This window comes from Alteromonas sp. KS69 (genome assembly GCF_003989595.1).
Classification (GTDB): domain Bacteria; phylum Pseudomonadota; class Gammaproteobacteria; order Enterobacterales; family Alteromonadaceae; genus Alteromonas; species Alteromonas naphthalenivorans.
On record NZ_PYHU01000035.1, the window covers coordinates 26,509 to 42,709 of the forward strand.

At 42.1% G+C, this 16,201-nt stretch carries 21 protein-coding genes; 14 read left to right on the forward strand and 7 right to left on the reverse strand.

The features are described 5' to 3' along the window. Positions 1-156: 156 nt before the first annotated feature. Complete coding sequence (locus C7Y69_RS16270; protein ID WP_126873395.1) at positions 157-804, forward strand: YceH family protein; 648 nt, start codon at positions 157-159, stop codon at positions 802-804. Here C7Y69_RS16270 and C7Y69_RS16275 read toward each other — a convergent pair. From C7Y69_RS16275 to C7Y69_RS21620, 4 genes are all read right to left on the reverse strand, one after another. Further along, entirely contained in the window at positions 801-1,031 is a 231-nt protein-coding gene (locus C7Y69_RS16275) for a DUF2789 domain-containing protein (protein ID WP_013783682.1), read from the reverse strand. The genes C7Y69_RS16270 and C7Y69_RS16275 overlap by 4 nt on opposite strands. Positions 1,032-1,096: 65 nt before the next feature. Next, complete coding sequence (locus C7Y69_RS16280) at positions 1,097-1,447, reverse strand: DUF2750 domain-containing protein (RefSeq protein ID WP_013783681.1); 351 nt, start codon at positions 1,445-1,447, stop codon at positions 1,097-1,099. A 13-nt stretch (positions 1,448-1,460) separates the two neighbouring features. Further along, positions 1,461-2,300: a LysR family transcriptional regulator gene (locus C7Y69_RS16285; RefSeq protein ID WP_126873396.1), complete on the reverse strand. Its 840-nt coding sequence runs from the start codon at positions 2,298-2,300 to the stop codon at positions 1,461-1,463. Positions 2,301-2,428: 128 nt separating this feature from the next. Next, entirely contained in the window at positions 2,429-2,596 is a 168-nt protein-coding gene (locus tag C7Y69_RS21620) for a hypothetical protein (protein ID WP_172602882.1), read from the reverse strand. Between the two features lie 387 nt (positions 2,597-2,983). On the opposite strand from C7Y69_RS21620, the gene maoP reads away from it, so the two are divergent. Next, a complete protein-coding gene (gene maoP, locus C7Y69_RS16290) occupies positions 2,984-3,343 on the forward strand; it encodes a DUF413 domain-containing protein (RefSeq protein ID WP_126873397.1) in 360 nt (119 codons plus the stop codon). A gap of 269 nt (positions 3,344-3,612) precedes the next feature. Next, on the forward strand, positions 3,613-4,356 hold the full coding sequence (locus C7Y69_RS16295) for a PRC-barrel domain-containing protein (RefSeq protein ID WP_126873398.1): 744 nt from the start codon (positions 3,613-3,615) through the stop codon (positions 4,354-4,356). A gap of 70 nt (positions 4,357-4,426) precedes the next feature. Here the strand turns inward: C7Y69_RS16295 and C7Y69_RS16300 are convergent, their stop codons facing one another. After that, positions 4,427-4,762 (reverse strand): ArsR/SmtB family transcription factor, encoded by a 336-nt coding sequence (locus tag C7Y69_RS16300; RefSeq protein ID WP_013783676.1) that lies wholly within the window; start codon positions 4,760-4,762, stop codon positions 4,427-4,429. A gap of 186 nt (positions 4,763-4,948) precedes the next feature. Between C7Y69_RS16300 and C7Y69_RS16305 the strand changes: the two genes are divergently transcribed. Together C7Y69_RS16305 and C7Y69_RS16310 are read left to right on the forward strand one after the other, a co-directional pair. Continuing rightward, a complete protein-coding gene (locus C7Y69_RS16305; RefSeq protein ID WP_041452502.1) occupies positions 4,949-5,299 on the forward strand; it encodes a rhodanese-like domain-containing protein in 351 nt (116 codons plus the stop codon). 73 nt (positions 5,300-5,372) lie between these two features. Then, the gene (locus C7Y69_RS16310) at positions 5,373-6,308 is read left to right on the forward strand and encodes a LysR family transcriptional regulator (protein ID WP_126873399.1); all 936 of its coding nucleotides are present in this window, start codon (positions 5,373-5,375) and stop codon (positions 6,306-6,308) included. Between the two features lie 73 nt (positions 6,309-6,381). On the opposite strand, the gene C7Y69_RS16315 is transcribed toward C7Y69_RS16310, so the two are convergent. Continuing rightward, positions 6,382-6,987, reverse strand: coding sequence for an exopolysaccharide biosynthesis protein (locus C7Y69_RS16315; RefSeq protein ID WP_126873400.1), 606 nt, complete (start codon positions 6,985-6,987; stop codon positions 6,382-6,384). Positions 6,988-7,563: 576 nt separating this feature from the next. Here C7Y69_RS16315 and C7Y69_RS16320 point away from each other — a divergent pair. From C7Y69_RS16320 to C7Y69_RS16360, 9 genes are all read left to right on the forward strand, one after another. After that, a complete protein-coding gene (locus C7Y69_RS16320; protein WP_126873401.1) occupies positions 7,564-8,895 on the forward strand; it encodes a sigma-54-dependent transcriptional regulator in 1,332 nt (443 codons plus the stop codon). Between the two features lie 18 nt (positions 8,896-8,913). Next, positions 8,914-9,138 carry a hypothetical protein gene (locus C7Y69_RS16325; RefSeq protein WP_126873402.1) on the forward strand — a complete coding sequence of 75 codons (225 nt, stop codon included), beginning with the start codon at positions 8,914-8,916 and terminating at the stop codon, positions 9,136-9,138. 4 nt (positions 9,139-9,142) lie between these two features. Then, positions 9,143-10,657, forward strand: a complete 1,515-nt coding sequence (locus tag C7Y69_RS16330) for a sensor histidine kinase (protein ID WP_126873403.1) — start codon at positions 9,143-9,145, stop codon at positions 10,655-10,657. Beyond that, the gene (locus tag C7Y69_RS16335; protein ID WP_013783668.1) at positions 10,647-11,099 is read left to right on the forward strand and encodes a response regulator; all 453 of its coding nucleotides are present in this window, start codon (positions 10,647-10,649) and stop codon (positions 11,097-11,099) included. The genes C7Y69_RS16330 and C7Y69_RS16335 overlap by 11 nt, the downstream gene beginning before the upstream one ends. Positions 11,100-11,256: 157 nt before the next feature. After that, the gene (locus tag C7Y69_RS16340) at positions 11,257-13,242 is read left to right on the forward strand and encodes a response regulator (protein ID WP_126873404.1); all 1,986 of its coding nucleotides are present in this window, start codon (positions 11,257-11,259) and stop codon (positions 13,240-13,242) included. 252 nt (positions 13,243-13,494) lie between these two features. Next, the gene (locus C7Y69_RS16345) at positions 13,495-13,812 is read left to right on the forward strand and encodes a hypothetical protein (RefSeq protein WP_013783666.1); all 318 of its coding nucleotides are present in this window, start codon (positions 13,495-13,497) and stop codon (positions 13,810-13,812) included. A gap of 3 nt (positions 13,813-13,815) precedes the next feature. Beyond that, entirely contained in the window at positions 13,816-14,328 is a 513-nt protein-coding gene (locus C7Y69_RS16350; RefSeq protein WP_126873405.1) for a hypothetical protein, read from the forward strand. Positions 14,329-14,384: 56 nt separating this feature from the next. Then, on the forward strand, positions 14,385-14,642 hold the full coding sequence (locus C7Y69_RS16355) for a hypothetical protein (protein WP_013783664.1): 258 nt from the start codon (positions 14,385-14,387) through the stop codon (positions 14,640-14,642). Positions 14,643-14,672: 30 nt separating this feature from the next. Continuing rightward, a complete protein-coding gene (locus C7Y69_RS16360) occupies positions 14,673-15,224 on the forward strand; it encodes a CC0125/CC1285 family lipoprotein (protein WP_013783663.1) in 552 nt (183 codons plus the stop codon). A 77-nt stretch (positions 15,225-15,301) separates the two neighbouring features. Here the strand turns inward: C7Y69_RS16360 and yfbR are convergent, their stop codons facing one another. Then, positions 15,302-15,955: a 5'-deoxynucleotidase gene (gene yfbR, locus C7Y69_RS16365; RefSeq protein WP_041452797.1), complete on the reverse strand. Its 654-nt coding sequence runs from the start codon at positions 15,953-15,955 to the stop codon at positions 15,302-15,304. Positions 15,956-16,201 lie beyond the last annotated feature (246 nt).

The window sequence follows — 16,201 nt, forward strand, 5'->3', positions numbered from 1 at the left end:
CCAGTTCCCCCTAAGGGTAAAAACCAAAGTTCCTCTTTTTTCGGCGTTATCAAACCTTAACCACTCCTTTAACTGCTTTCAGGTTAGAATATAAAACTTCCATGAGAGTTGTTACTATACTTTCATACGTAAATACTTAAAGACCGAATATTTATCATGACCACGACGTTATCTGAAATGGAAGCACGTGTTATTGGTGTATTACTTGAAAAGTCAGTGACTACGCCTGAACAATACCCTTTGTCCCTTAATGCACTCACCAATGGATGTAACCAAAAAAGTAACCGATTGCCCGTCACCCAGTTAACTGAAGACGAAGTTATTAAAATACTTGATGGATTGAAAGGTAAACGAATTGTTCAAGCTTCATCTGGCTATGGTAGCCGAGTAGACAAATATTCCCACCGTTTTTGTAATACTGAATTCGGTGACATAAAACTTAGCGACCATCAGCAAGCCATTATCACCGAACTTTTACTTCGAGGGCCGCAAACCCCTGGCGAATTGCGAGGGCGGTGCCAGCGAATAGCGCAATTTGCTGACATCAGTGACGTAGAGGCAACCATCAGCAGCTTACTTGCTTACCAGCCGGATGCGCTTATTTACTCATTACCAAGAGAGTCTGGTAAAAGAGAGATACGCTATAACCACACATTTTGTCAGCTAGGTGAGAACAACAGTGCCAGTGAAAGCACAGACGACAATACCGATACCGTTGAAACACTGAAGGCGGCTCTACTTCAAGTAAAAGCCACCCTTGCCGACCTAGAATCGAGAATTAATGATTTAGCATCAGGCGACTAGTGCAAACGTACGTTGAGTTGGTCAATAATTTCAGCCCAATCAGCGTCGTCTTCGATAGCCGTTTTCAAGAAATCCGCTTGGCTTTCAGACCAAAACGGCGCTTCGAAAATATGTTGGCTCTTATTTAAGCCTTTGTGCGTTTCAATAAAACTTTCTATCGCTTCATCGCTACTAGCTAGCCCTAACTGTTCAAACAAACTGCTCATAGTCGGTTGTTCAGTAAACATGGTAGCTCCTCTTCAATCATGATAATCCGTTAATATTGAAACGCTAGAAGCAAATGATGGGATCATTAAATTTGCTGTGCAAATTCCTCTGGTTCCATCACTTCGCCTTCTTCTCCTGGTACCGGACAAATCATAACCGTAAGATTGTCTTGTGTCATGCCGCCCACCCATTTGGTAAGAAAGTCTTTAGTTGAGATTTCCATCGCTTCACAGTCTGACCAATCTTCAGTTGCCCACAGCAAAGCAAGAGATGATTCTGGCCATACAGGAATGCCATCTTCATCGTCTGTCGTTAACATCACGCAACCATGTTCATCTTTAAGAATGAAAAGTTTGCCCGAAGTTTTAATTAGTTCAACGCTGGCTTCTAAGCGTTCGAACGCGTTCATTTGTAATAATGGGTGTTGAGTCGTCATAATTTTCTCTTTGCTATTTGGCTGGGTGTATGGCCGATACACTTGTAATTAAGGCTTCAAGCCCTACACGCCTAACTTGTTTCATGGTGTGAAGGTAAACTTTCATGGTGATACCTTCTAAAGGCTGTATTAGTGAAATTGCGATAGTTGGATCAAGTTGATTTACCGCTCCTTCAGGGAGTACAGCAACACCACCTTCATGTTGTAGGTTATTAAGGGCTAAATTGAGTGAGTTCGTACGCAGTTTAGCATCACGAAGCTGAGGGTATAACGTCAGTAACAAATCTCTGGCTTTGCTACCCCAATCAATAGCGACAAACTCTGCCGCGTCTACCACATTACTACCTTCACCAATTCGGTATAACCCTAATTGGTTTTCTAGTAACACTTCACTTTTAACTTCTTCTGACTTGAGCGGCTCGGTTGAAAACGCCAAATCGGTTACCCGTTCGTGTAATTGACGAGACAGCCCATCAAGTGAGAGTACTTCTGCTTTAACAGACCAGTCGGGAAAGGTATTGTGAAGGTGACTTAAGGTGGTTGGCAGCATTAATTCACTGGCCAATTGCGTTGCCCCGCACACCACGTATTCAGAAGATTGAATTTGCAGTTCTTGCTTGGCTTCATTTAACGTGCTGCATAGCTGACGTGCATACGGCAACAGCTTTTCACCGGATTGGGTTAGCTGAATACTGTTGCGCTGGCGTATGAAAAGCGTGGTATGAAAGTATTCTTCTAGCAACTTGATCCGCGCACTTACCGCAGATTGCGTTAAATAGAGATTTTCAGCTGCTTTGCCAAAATGTCGGGTTTTTGCAACTTCAATAAATGTGGTGAGAAAGCGTATATCCATGCTTCTTACAAAACCGATAAATAAGTGATTGTAAACTGTCACAGATGATACGGCATGTAAACACAAAAGCACAGCAACGCACTGCTATAAAAGCAGTGCGTTGTATTTATTTTCAACTAAGAAGCGTATTAACTACCTTCGTGCATTAAACGGCGCTGTTTCTCTCGACGTTGTAAGTCACGATTTTGTTTGTTTTTTACGCTTTGGTGGCGCTTTGTGCCCACCTTCTTGGTGTGAAAGTCTTCCTCTTCTACCGAGTCCAATTCTTCACTTTGGTAACGATAGTCTTTACTCATGTCTATCTCTAGGTTATTGCCACGTCGTCATTATTGTCTTGGTACCAAAAATAGAAAACGAATTTTTATCATCGTTGCGACAATAATTTTTTATAGTGGGTTTCATTCACGTATTTCGCTTCATCCCTTCAATTCACCCACGTCCAGCCACCTTTTCACTGCCGAATCCAAAAAATAAAAAATTACATCTTATTCATGGCCTTAGATGAAAATAGAAGAAAATATCTTTGGAAAAATACACTTTTTACACCCAATAAATTCGTACATATTTACACTTTGCATTTTCCAACAAAATTTTTTATTGATAAGGAAAAAATGTTTTGTTTTATGTTCTGATTCTTTTGTCTTAAAAGTTCGCTTGAAGACAACTCAAGGCTGGGTACAACCATGAAAAATTTATCAATTCGCGTTTCTCAAAAACCTTTTATAGATAGACAAAAATTTCCTTATGGCTTTCGAAAATCTGGCGATTTCAGTATTGGTGAGGCAGATATACTAACCGGTTATGGAAAAACCCTACTGGCACTGGAATGCGGAGAGTTAACACCAGAGACGGATGATGAGCGTCATTTTGTAGATTTTGTTAGTGGTAAAGTGGATGCTGATAATACTATTGAGCGCACCTGGGCCAAGTATGTACGCTTATCTCGAGGCAAGAAGCACTTCTACACGTTGCATAGCACCGCTGCGAGTAATCAGTCAGACTACGATGAAGATTACAGTGACGAAGCATTTGACGTAGCGTAATTTTGCGTTCGATTTATGTATAACCAGCTCGGTGGAAATCGTGCTGGTTGCTTTTACTTGTGATATTTCCCTCGCTTTTCACCGCTTTGTTGATCCATATCTAGATTGCGCGCGAACAAATCTTTGCATATTTGTAATGTTCTAACAGATGGTTCTATATTAATAACTTAGCTTTGTGAAATTGCTATTTTACGCAAACCACGCTGTTGAGAAATAGTAGAACAATATCTAATGAATTACCCAAGCCTGAAGGCAAAGGAGGCGCAGCGATGATGGTGTCATATAAACAAATTAAACATTTTTCAATTCATGCTACCGATAAGGACATAGGCGGCGTACGAGATATACTTTTTGACGATAAAGATTTTGTCATTAGATATGTAGTTGCCGATACGAATACATGGCTTCCACTTAGCAGGAAAGTGGTGATATCACCTATTTCAATCACCCGATTGGATCAGGAAGAAGAAACCGTTGATGTTTCCATGACCTCAGACACGCTTAAAAATAGCCCATCTATTGACGAACACAAACCGGTTTCAAGAGAATTCGAAGAAACACTATTTCGTTACTTTGGCTATGGCTATTACTGGATTGGTCCTGGTGCGTGGGGCGATTTCGCTCACCCTAATCAGCTAGCGGATCCTGAGTTAGCCGCTATGGGTAAAGAAGAGTTAGACAATAAACCTGAAAATCACTTAAGAGCTTGCGGCGAGGTCAGTGGCTACGAAGTGGCAACCCAAGAAGATAACGTTGGGCACATTAGCGATTTTGTGTTTGATATTGAAAGCTGGCAAATTCAAATGCTAGTGGTAGATACAAACAACTGGCTACCTGGTGGTAAAAAGCTTGCAGTACTGCCCTCTGACATCAAGAATATTGATTGGTCTTCTCACAATGTCTCTGTCGACCTAACACATGAGGGTTTGATGGCTAGACCGGAAGTTGATCTTGATAAATTGGATGACGCTGCATATGTAGAGGCATTGGTGGCAAACGCTAAACTTGTCTAGTTAGGTCGAAAATCTATTTAAGCTTTGGTGATTTACCGTTTGTTACTGAGCTAGATTCTAGCAAACTTAATTAATCGTTCTGAGCGCAAAAGAACTTGTGGAGCAAGCCAATAGTTTGCTTCACTCTTTCATCGGCTAATCGATAATAAATGGTTTGTCCAGCTCGGCGTGTGGCTACCATTTTAGATTCTCTCAATAGCGCTAAATGCTGTGAAATTACTGGCTGAGAAACATCTACATGGTCCAACATTTGAGTAACAGATAACTCTTTGTCCATTAAAGAACACAACACCATTAAACGGGTCTTATTTGCCAACTGCTTAAGATAGAGCTCAGCTTCCATTGTATATTGAGCCATTTCGCTCATGTTCACAGATAAATCATCAACGGCTAAATTATCAGTCATAACAACTCACTTATAAAGTTACGTAAATAGGCCACCACTCGCCACCTTATACTAAAGTATACTACTATGGCGGCGAACGCCAAAACTCAATGTCATTTTTTTATAAAAATATAATGAAAGTAGGTGGTAGAAAATATAGCGCTTTCCTTATATAGTAAACTCATCATTAATTTTCAAGGTGCTTTAATGTTAATCGATATCACTACGAGACTTGCCAATATCCCCTTTCCCCTTCGTTGTATAACAGCTAAAGAAGCGATGCAGGAAATATCTTCTAATCATGGTTTATTACTTGATGTTCGTGAACCCGCAGAGGCAGCATCTAGCCCTGTAGAAGCAGCATTAAATATTCCTCGTGGCGTACTTGAGATGAAAGTTATCGAAAAATGTAAAGATGCCAAATTTCCAATCTATATTCATTGCGCTTCAGGCATTCGCGCCAAATTGGCTGCCGAACAGCTAATGAACATGGGGTATGAGAATGTGAGCGTGGTAACCTGTTCAATAGGCGATATTAAGCAAGCTACCGACGCATAAGCGCTGACAGCCTCTGGGAGCTTGTGGTATAACCCCTCTATACCGTGACAGAATAATCGATTAGAGCTAGCGGATGTTAAAATCTACATTAGAACAATGGCGCATGTTTAAGGCAGTGGTAGATGCTGGAGGCTTCAATCAAGCAGCCGCATTAGTGCACAAGAGCCAATCTAGTGTGCATCACGCGGTTCAAAAGTTAGAAAACGCCATTGGCGTTGTGTTGTTTGAAAACAGTGGGCGTAAAGTAAAGTTATCTCCTCAAGGGGAGTTAATGTATCGGCGAGCGGCGTTTGTATTAAATGAAGCGCAGAAATTAGAAGCGGTAGCGGCTAGTTTACAAGCAGGAACCGAAACCCTTCTTCGTATCGCCGTTGATATCATTTTCCCTTCCGATTTACTTTATAATGTATTAAGTAAAGTGTCTGAAGAATTTCCTCTGCTACGTATCGAGATTGAAGAAACTGTGTTGAGCGGCGCTAACTCCTTGCTTGATAGTGGCAATGTAGATATCGCGATATCTCCCTTCCCCTACCCCGGCGGATTCAGTGAAGATTTATGTGAAATAGACTTTGCTGCTGTAGCGCATGTTGATCATCCTCTGCACGCACTCGACCGTGCTTTAACACTAGAAGATTTAAAGTCACATCGTCAAATAGTGGTAAGAGATTCATCAGCTGAGCGTAAAGTTGATGCTGGTTGGCTTGGCGCCGAGCAACGCTGGACGGTTAGCCATATTAGAACGTCCGTAGATATGATTTCTCAAGGACTTGGATTTGCTTGGCTACCTATCGCTATTATTAAAAAAGAATTAGAAGAAGGGCTATTGCTGCCACTACCTCTTGATAGCAATGGCGGTTTACGCCGCGCAATGCTTTACCTCACATTTGAGGATGGCGACGGCCTGGGACCAGCAGCAAGAAGCTTTATCGGTGAACTTAGATATCAATCGATGCAGCTTCCTTCTGCTGATGGCATGCTTGAACAATGCGTAGAGTCTATACAAAGGTAACGTGAGCAGTAGTCATTTACTTATCGCTAAGCTCTACGTAGCACATTGATATAAAAATAAAAACTCAGCAGTCTTAGCCAATACCTAGCGCTATCTGTTGACCACCATATAAAAATCCAAATAAGGCGATAGATAGCCCAAATAGTGCTACAGCGCCGTCATCCGTTGCCATGCCAATAGCCATAATCAACACAGCAAACGCCGGTATTAATCCCATAAAGGGTACTAACTCTAGTGGCACCATCAACAAACCACACGCCGCACAACTTAGCGCTATAAGTGAACGGAACACAGGTTGGCGCATAAAAAACCAGCGCGGCATTAAGAAACGGTCAAATCGCACCGCCACTGGTTTCATTTTATTTACCAAAAATTCTATTCGCTCTGCGTCCATTTCAATTTTCATAATGGTAGCGGGAAGCCACGGATGACGTCGACCGAGTAAAATTTGCATTGCTATCAGTAAAATTGTCACACCGGTGATGGTGGGTACCCCAGGAATAGCCCCTATGGGCGTTGCCGCAATAAACGCTGGCAACGCTAACATGGGTCCAAATCCCCTTTTTTCCATTGCATTCCAGAATTCGGAAAACGCCATGACGTCGCCGGTGTCTTTAGGCTGCATTTTTCCCAACAACTCATAAAGTGTCATTGACCTTGCGCCAGTTTCCTTAAACATTTTCATTCCCTATTTATGGCTAAGACTAATGCCTTATTTCCATCGAAACCTATGCGTCTTGGGTGATAGCGAAGCGCAATACACTTTGGGTATTCCATCAAAAATTTCATTAACTCAGCAATATCACCGTGTACAACGCTTCTATTTTCCGCTTGTCCAACAGTGTAAATCTGAAATAAATTTTCAGAAGCATTCTCGTAAGCGGTGAATTTTCGCGTTCGGTTACAAAGCGACTATGCGGTAAATAATGCGATAACTGTGCCACTGAAGTTATTCATCGTTCAAATTTATGCTTTTGGGTAGCTATCGGCACAATATGTGCTTTATTAGCTAAAGATATGTCATTGTGCGGATTGTGTTTAGCTAGTCCTCTTTTACGAGATGCGAGGATCGCATTATGAGGTCAGCCCAGAGATATTGCTGCGCTTTTCAACCAAAGTTGAGTCTGAATGCGACAATGCCTACGTTTGAATGTAATAATGCACAAATAATTATAAAATCAGATCAATTTACCCACCCAGTGCGCTGAGATAAGCAATCAGGGAGTGATTGATAACTTAAAAAAGGGATATTCAAGTGTTAACTGTTTTGCTTGTAGATGATGATGCCGAGTTTACCGAGGTGGCCTGCACTATAATTGAGTTTCTTGGTCACGAAGTGCTAACTGCTGCCACATTAGGTGAAGCGCGTGACTGGTTAAAGAAAGAAACCTTCGATCACATATTACTTGATTTCATGTTGCCAGATGGCAGCGGTGCACACTTGTTCGATGAACTTAACGCGCTTCCTAAACGCCCACGTATTACCCTTATTACCGGACACCCATCGGTAAAAGGCGTCATTAAAGGTCTGTGCGGCCCCAATATTGATTACCTTGTTAAACCTATTCAACGTGAAGACATTGAAGCAGTATTAACAGGGAAACCTAAAGTCGCTGAAGATACCAGCGAAAAAATTGAAAAGCATTTCGATTTGCTTATTGGCGAATCTGCGCCAATGAGAGAACTCTATAAATTAATTGAAAGAGTGAGCAGAACAAGTGCCAACGTTATGCTACTGGGCGAAAGTGGTGTAGGTAAAGAGGTTGTTGCAGCCGCTATTCACCGCGCGTCACAAAGTGAAGGCCCTTACGTAGTGACTAACTGTGGTGCCTTTTCAAAAGAATTAATTGGTAGTGAACTATTTGGCCACGAAAAAGGTGCCTTTACTGGTGCAGTTGGCCGAAAAGAAGGTGTTTTCGAACAAGCTGAAGGCGGATGTTTATTCTTAGATGAAATCACCGAAATGCCTATCGATATGCAGCCAAACCTACTACGCGTATTGGAAAACAAAGTGGTTATCCGTGTTGGCGGTACTAAAACTATTCCGGTTAATTGCCGCGTAGTGTCAGCCACCAACCGAACCATGGAAGAGATAGCACAAAGCAAAGTGTTGCGTGAAGATATCTACTTCAGACTTGCTGTATTTCCAATCACCATACCTACGTTGCGCGAGCGCAAAGAAGATATTCCTTTATTAGCGAAAACCTTTATTGAAGAATTTAATAAAGACAACGGCTCTAAATTTAGCTGGCAAGAAAGTCAGCTGAATACATTACAAGCTTACGACTGGCCAGGTAACGTTCGTGAATTGCGCCACTTTGTCCATCGTGCAGCCATTATGAGCGACCCGACAAAACAAGTAATAGAGCTTCCTAAAACGATTGAGTCGCCTTTTGCTAAAAAACAAAGTACAGCGCCAGCACTTCAAGCGGGACGTACTATTGAAGATGTCGAGAAAGAACTTATTTACGCCACGCTTGAGAAGGTAAATGGGAATAAAACCATGGCCGCTGACATGCTCGGCATAAGCACCAAAACTTTATACAACCGACTTCACGCGTATGGCGATTTGGTCAAAGAAGACTAGTAAGGCAGGACAAAAGTTATGACTGAAGATGAGTTTGCCCGATTAAGCACTTATGTACACGATGCACGCAAACCACTAAATCGCATTTCTATGCAAGCTGAATTGGTAAAAATGGCGCTTAATGGCGAAGTTCCCGCCCAAAAAGCGATGGCAGCATTGGATAAGATAATAACCAGTGCTAAAGATTGCAGTGACTCCCTTTCTGAAATGACTTCAGATTTTGGCGACACATTATTGGATTGATGTAATGCTAAACAAAGTTTTTTCTTCGCTATACAGCTGGGTAATCATGGTGGTATTCGTGATTGCTATTATCACTGCGAATTCATTTTATGTGGTGCAAACCCTTGATGACTTATCAGCCTTAGAAGCGCGTCTATTTACCACTAGCCGCGTGATAAGCGCGGTGAACAAGTTGCACGTGGCCGTATTGCGCGCCGAATCAGGTCAACGTGGTTTCCTTCTTACTGAAGATGAAGCTTATCTGGAGGAGTACACACAGACACTGAATAACTTCACTGCCCTTGCCGATGAAGTTGAAGTGAGCGCGCTTGCGTCTGATTTGCCGGAACAATCAGAACGGATTGATAAGCTACTCGCCCTAACCCGCGTTAAAATTAACGGTATGGTACGTATTGTAGAGCTAGTTAGAGTGGGTGATTTAGATCAAGCCTTCACGTTGCTTGAAAGTGATAAAGGTCTTGATTTATACAACGACTTTGAAAACATGTTCGAACGCATTGATTCCTCAGAAAGAGATATTCAAGGTACGCATTTAGCCAGTTTGATGAAGCTAAGGCGTGACTCAGTGAATACGCTACTAATTTCATCAGGTACCACCCTGTTTCTTATTATCTCAATCTTCTTGTTGTTAAAAGCCAACATTCGAGAAAATGAGAAGCATAAAGATACCCTTGTAGACGTTAATGAAGACCTAGAACATAAAATATCTGAACGAACCCAAGAACTACGAATTTATGCCGATGAGTTAGCTCGCAGCAACCGTGAACTTGAAGACTTCGCGTTTGTGGCCTCTCACGATCTCCAAGAGCCGCTTAGAAAAATTCGCGCCTTCGGTAACCGATTAGACTCTGGCTACAAAGATGTGATGGATGAACGTGGACAAGACTTTCTTGCCCGTATGCTTAACGCAGCCGAGCGTATGTCCATGTTGATTTCTGACCTTCTGTCTTTTTCTCGGGTTTCTACACGGGGCAAAGACTTCGAACAAGTAAATGTCGGCGACGTTATCGATGGTGTACTAGGTGATTTAGAAATAGCTATCGAAGAAAAAGGTGCCAATGTTGTTGTGCAGGATATTCCGACTATTCGCGCAGACAAATCACAAATTGATCAGCTGTTTCTAAACTTATTGTCCAACGCGCTAAAATTTCAAACCGCTGATAAAGCACCTCTTATTGAAATTACAGCAACACCACCAAGTGAAGCTGATATGAAAGACATATTGTTAGCTGACGAGTATGACTGGATCAAAATTCAAATCTCAGACAACGGCATTGGCTTTGAACAAAGTTTTGCAGAAAAGATTTTTGCCCCGTTTCAACGCTTGCACGGAAGAAGCGAATACAAAGGAACAGGGATTGGCCTAGCGGTATGCCGGCGTATTGTTGAACGACACAATGGTCAAATTTCGGCAAAAAGCTCGCCAGGAGAAGGCGCAACCTTTACTATCCTTCTGCCAACAAACAGCGAGCCTTTTGGCTCTCTAAATAATCATGGAGATATCGCACATGACGCGTAAACAAACCCAACCAATTAATATCCTTATGGCAGATGACGATGAGGACGATCGTCTATTAACTGTAGACGCACTAAAAGAAAGCCGTGTGTTAAACAACTTATTTTGTGTTGAAGATGGCGTGGAGTTGCTTGAATTTTTACGCCATGAAGGTAAATACACAGATGCTAGCAAAGCCCCCCGCCCTAGCCTAATTCTGTTAGACCTTAACATGCCGCGAAAAGATGGCCGAGAAGCGTTACAGGAATTAAAAACCGATCCTAAATTACGTGGGATCCCAGTGGTCATCTTAACGACATCCAAAGAAGAAGAGGACATGCTTCGCGGATACGACTTAGGCTGTGCTTCATATATCACTAAACCTGTGAATTTCGAGGGACTTGTCGAGCTTATGCGCGCGCTAGGTCGCTACTGGATTGAGTTTGTAGAATTGCCACACGATTAGTCGAATCTTATTAATTCAATTTACGTAGAGATGAGTCCATATGTAGGACTCAGTAAGTTATTACTCATGCTGCACGGCGCTAACCATTAGTGCCGCTATGTGTTAAAGCGCTTGTTATTTAGCGCTACGTTACGACTAATGTTTTATGGAGCGCACAGTGACCGAAGTTATCCGGGTTTTACTGATTGAAGATGACGAAGATGATTATTTTTTAACATCGGATTATTTACTTCAATGTGAAGAACCCCGTTTCCAGCTTACCTGGGTAACCAACAGTGCTGACGCCATAGATGCGTTACAGCGTCGAAATTTCGACTTGTGTTTGCTCGACTATCTACTTGGCGCAGAAAACGCAGTAGACGTATTAGAAGTGCTTAAATCAAACCAATTCAATCTTCCTGTTGTTATTTTAACCGGTCAATCAGACTCACAGGTTGACGAATTGGTGATGCGAGCGGGTGCAGCCGATTACCTGCAAAAAACAGAAATCGAGTCACCCCGTTTTATGCGCACCATTCGCTACGCCATGGTTCGACGAGAGATAGAAAACGAGCGATTAGAAAGACACAAAGTTGAACAACAGAACAAAGCGAAAGATAAATTTCTAGCTCATTTAGGCCACGAACTTCGCACCCCGCTTACGTCTATTTTAGGTTACACAGAGCTGCTATTAGACGACAAAGGTAATGACCCATTAGCCCAAGAGCTGTCTATTATTTATTCCAATGGAAAGCACCTACTTAGCCTGTTAAATGACCTTCTTGATATGTCTCGCATTATGGCGGATAAACTTGAGCTTAATATCAAAGAAGTGCATCTAAGCCCTTTCCTTACTGATATTCATTCATTAATGCGATTAGCAGCGAAAGATAAAGATCTTGTTTTCGATGTGATTGCAGAAACTAAGATACCGGAAGTGATTGAAACCGACCCTACCCGTTTGCGTCAGGTGTTAATCAACTTAGTCAGTAACGCTGTGAAATTTACCGATACTGGCGCCATAACCGTTACCGTAGAAGTTCGCCCTCCAGCACCTGGAAAAGCCAATGAAAGGTTACATTTTATTGTTGAAGACACCGGCATCGGCATGCCACCACATAAGCTAGATAAAATCTTTCAGCCTTTCGAGCAAATCGAAGATATCATGCGTGCAAATCATGGCGGTGCTGGATTAGGTTTGGCAATAAGCCGAGAACTTGTGGCCAAGTTAGGCGGAAGCATTAGTGTAGATTCAGTTTTTGGCAAAGGCAGCCGCTTTTCGTTTTCTATCGATCCCGGTGACATTAGCGAACAGAGCCGTGTTCAACTTGCGCTTAAGCCACCTAGCAAAGCTGAAGCTAATAATTTAGATTTACAGGTTACCGGCAAGGTATTGATTGTTGATGATATTCGTGAGATTCGTCGCTTAACGGGGCATTTAGTCAGCCAATGTCACGCTACTGTCGCTTATGCAGAAAACGGCGTTAAAGCGTTAGAGGCTGTTTTACAAGCCGAAGAAGATAACGAGCCCTTTCATTTAGTGTTAATGGATATTCATATGCCGGTTATGAATGGTATTGAAGCCCTTCATGCAATAAGACGGCATAAGAGCAACGTACCTGTTGTGGCCGTTACCGCCGCGAGTCGCAAAGGGTTAAAACAATCTTTAATGAATGACGGGTTTAATAATGTTATTGGTAAACCTATTGAACGAGCTGCCCTTACTGAGGTGCTAGACCAGTACTTGGTGCGCTCTCAAGGACCAGCCGTGTCGAAAATAGAAACCGTTAAAACGGTAACTCAATGTACTCAACCTCAACCGACGGCTAAAAAAGTATTAGTGATAGAAGACGACGAGGACGCAGCTGAGTTATTACAATTATTTTTGGTACATCAAGGCCACGATGTTATTACGGCGAATACGGGCGCAGATGCTATCGAGTGTATGAACGAAGTGGTATTTGATCATGTATTAATGGATTTGACCCTTCCCGACTACCATGGATATGACTTAGCTGCCGAGTTAAATCAAATTCAACCCAAGGCCAAGCTGGTTATTGTCAGTGGCAACGAGCCAGATAAAGATACCATGAAGCATTTAGGTGTTAGCCAGTCGCTATTAAAGCCAGTGAGTAAAGAAGATTTAATCAGTGTGGTGTCCTAAAAAATACGAAAAGAAATTGTTAGCTGCCATTCGTAGCTAACTTTCCCTCCACAGGAACTGTTGAATTCTTATCGATTACGAAATTATTACACGGCCTACCTTGCAACTCTTACGTTTAATTAAAACTTAGCTTCCTCACCAAAATACGAAACGAAATAAAATCAAACAAAATCAATAATTTATATATCCGGCCATGTTGGTATAAGCGTTGCAACTCTCTATGTGCAATCTAGCAAATTTAAGGAGAGTACTATGGCAACACAAACTACTACGCCAAAAACAGCGAAAGTGAATAGCGTAACCGAGCCTAGTCACCCAGTCACGGATCAGTTAAAAGAAACACTTCATTCGTCAGTAGATAAGCTGGCTGATAGTGCGGCCGTAGCTGAGGACAATATTCGTAACACGGCAAGTCGCTCTGCGGACAATATGTCTGAAAGAAAACGTTTAGCTGAGCAAAAATGGCAGTCGTCTGGTGTACGAAAGTATGCTATCGAGAACCCATTAGCCACTGCTGGTATGGCATTCGCAGCAGGTATGTTAGTGACTTCATTATTTCGCAAGAAATAAAGCATGAAACCTTTACCAGATTTTCGTAGTGCCACATACACGCTGAGCAGCGAAAATCCGTTTCGCCTGACTTCTCCAAGAAGTCAGGCGACATTTCGCATTCCTCAGCAAAGTACAACCGGCGAGACATCCGAGTCGTCGAATAACATTCCCCCAGACATTACTTTTGAAGAGGCGCTGGCTTCTTTTAAAACGCTTTACGCACAGAAAAAATATCAGGGCTTTGCATTAATCGACCTGATTAACGCTGAACTTCAACTCATTACCAAGTCGATTTTTGTCAGCATTTTTGGCGCACTTACCGCATTTGCATTAGGTGGTTTTTGCTGGATTTTGCTCAATTCATGCATCGGGTTAGCAATGCACCATGCTGGCATGCCTGCACTACTTATTATGGTTATATTGTTACTGGTTAATAGCATATTAAGTGTCGTTGCATTTATGCATGCACAGAGTGCATTTCGTTTTATTAATCTAAAGCGGCTTACCACATTAATGCAGTCTTTAACCAAGTAGCAGCAAACTCATTACGGGATTGCCGTCAATCAGCGTAAAACTAAGGAGCACTTATCATGAATATTTTTCTGAAAAAGAACTTAGAGGATATCAGGCAGTGCCAGCATAATTATTTAGCCCAAAAACATCATGCTGAAGAATCATTTGAAGAGGCTAAGCGAGATTGTCGTCTGCTTATGGGCAAACCTGAAGTATTATTGGGTATTGTTGCTGCTGGGGCTTACAAAGGTATAAATACTGACGCTCCAAAGAGCAAAAGAAATCAAGCTATTATGACTTTTGTGCGCACCACCGCACTTTCGTTCCTAAAATAATAGTCACTACAATTAATACTAGGAATTACCATGCGCTTACCAATAAAAATGAAAATAGCGGCTTTAGCATGCAGTTTATTTGTTACCGCTTGTACTACTACACCTGTCGCCTCGCCCACACCCTACAAATCTGCGGTCACTAAGGAGGGCTATGGGTATTCTAGCGTTCAACTAACCGACAATGAATACCGAGTATTATTTAAAGCTACAGATCGCACTCCAGCAGATATTATTCAGCAATTCGCATTACGCCGAGCCGCTGAACTCGCTAACAAACATAACTATGAATGGTTGGCTGTTATCAAAACCGACGTGGATAAAAAACCCGTTATGGCCAGAGCAGTCACCCACAATACAGATAAGCCCCAACCATTTGCAACTAATCAGCAATGTACCATGTCAGGATGTACCGAGGTGGCAGAACCTGCACCGGGTCAAGGGCAAAACACGGTGACGCAGACACAGATTAACGACATTTATTTCTCTGTTCTGGTAAGAATGAGCAATACCCAAAGTAGTTTGGGAAAGAACGCTATATCTGTTACAGAAATTCTCGCTGACCAAGTAGATAAGGTTAAGTAGGCGCTTCAAAAAATTAATTTTTGATGAAATGACCGCCAAATGGCGGTCATTTTTGTTTACAACGCACATTGCTTTATTTAACTTTGCTCAGAATCTAAATGCAATGTGTTGGCTCGCTCTACCCAATCAAGATCTTTGGTTTGTTCATCCAAGGTCCCCTTGGCATCTTCTAAGAAGACTTTACAAAAGTACTCTACTGACTGAAACCTCTCTCGGTATTGTTTCAATTGCACTTCCATTTCATACATAGCGTTTGAAAACTCTGAATTGGATTTTGACAACTCATAATCACATTTTAGATACGCACATAACACGTCAGCGGCTTTAGCAAGCCGTACATGAATATCATCTTTATCTTGTTCTATTAATGGCTGGTAGCGCTTCTGTAGGGGCTCAGGCAAGGTTTGTATCAGCATTGCCTCAAACCTACGCTCGAGTTTTTTTATGGCTGCAGTGGTTTCAGGGTCGTGGTACTTTACAGGACTTGGAATATCACTCATACCAGCAATCTCGCTACCTTCATGGAAAATAGCCATGGCAGCGACTCGATCGGGATCAACCGCTTCGTTGAACACATCCGCCGCTATTGCACCTAACATGTGAGCGACCATAGAGGCTTCGTAGATGTGTGTAGACAACATCTCCTCTTGAAACTGTGCCATTAAAGGCCATCGTTTCACGTTTCTTGCCCGTTGCATCAAACCTATAAATGCGGAGTGAGTTTTCGCCATTTTGCGCCCTTTAAAATTACGATTGTTAGAAATTGATAGTAGCATTTGCAAATCGGGAATGCTGCCTTGCTTACTATGCCTCCCGCCATGTAAAAAGTGCAAATGCTCTGTAAACCTTGTTTAGCCAACGAATACATTATCGGTCAAAAGCAGTGGAATTTAATATAAAATAAATATAAATCATAGACTTAACATTAAGGCACGGAGTTCGCATTAATACCTATGTCAGTAACGGAGCAAAAAGAG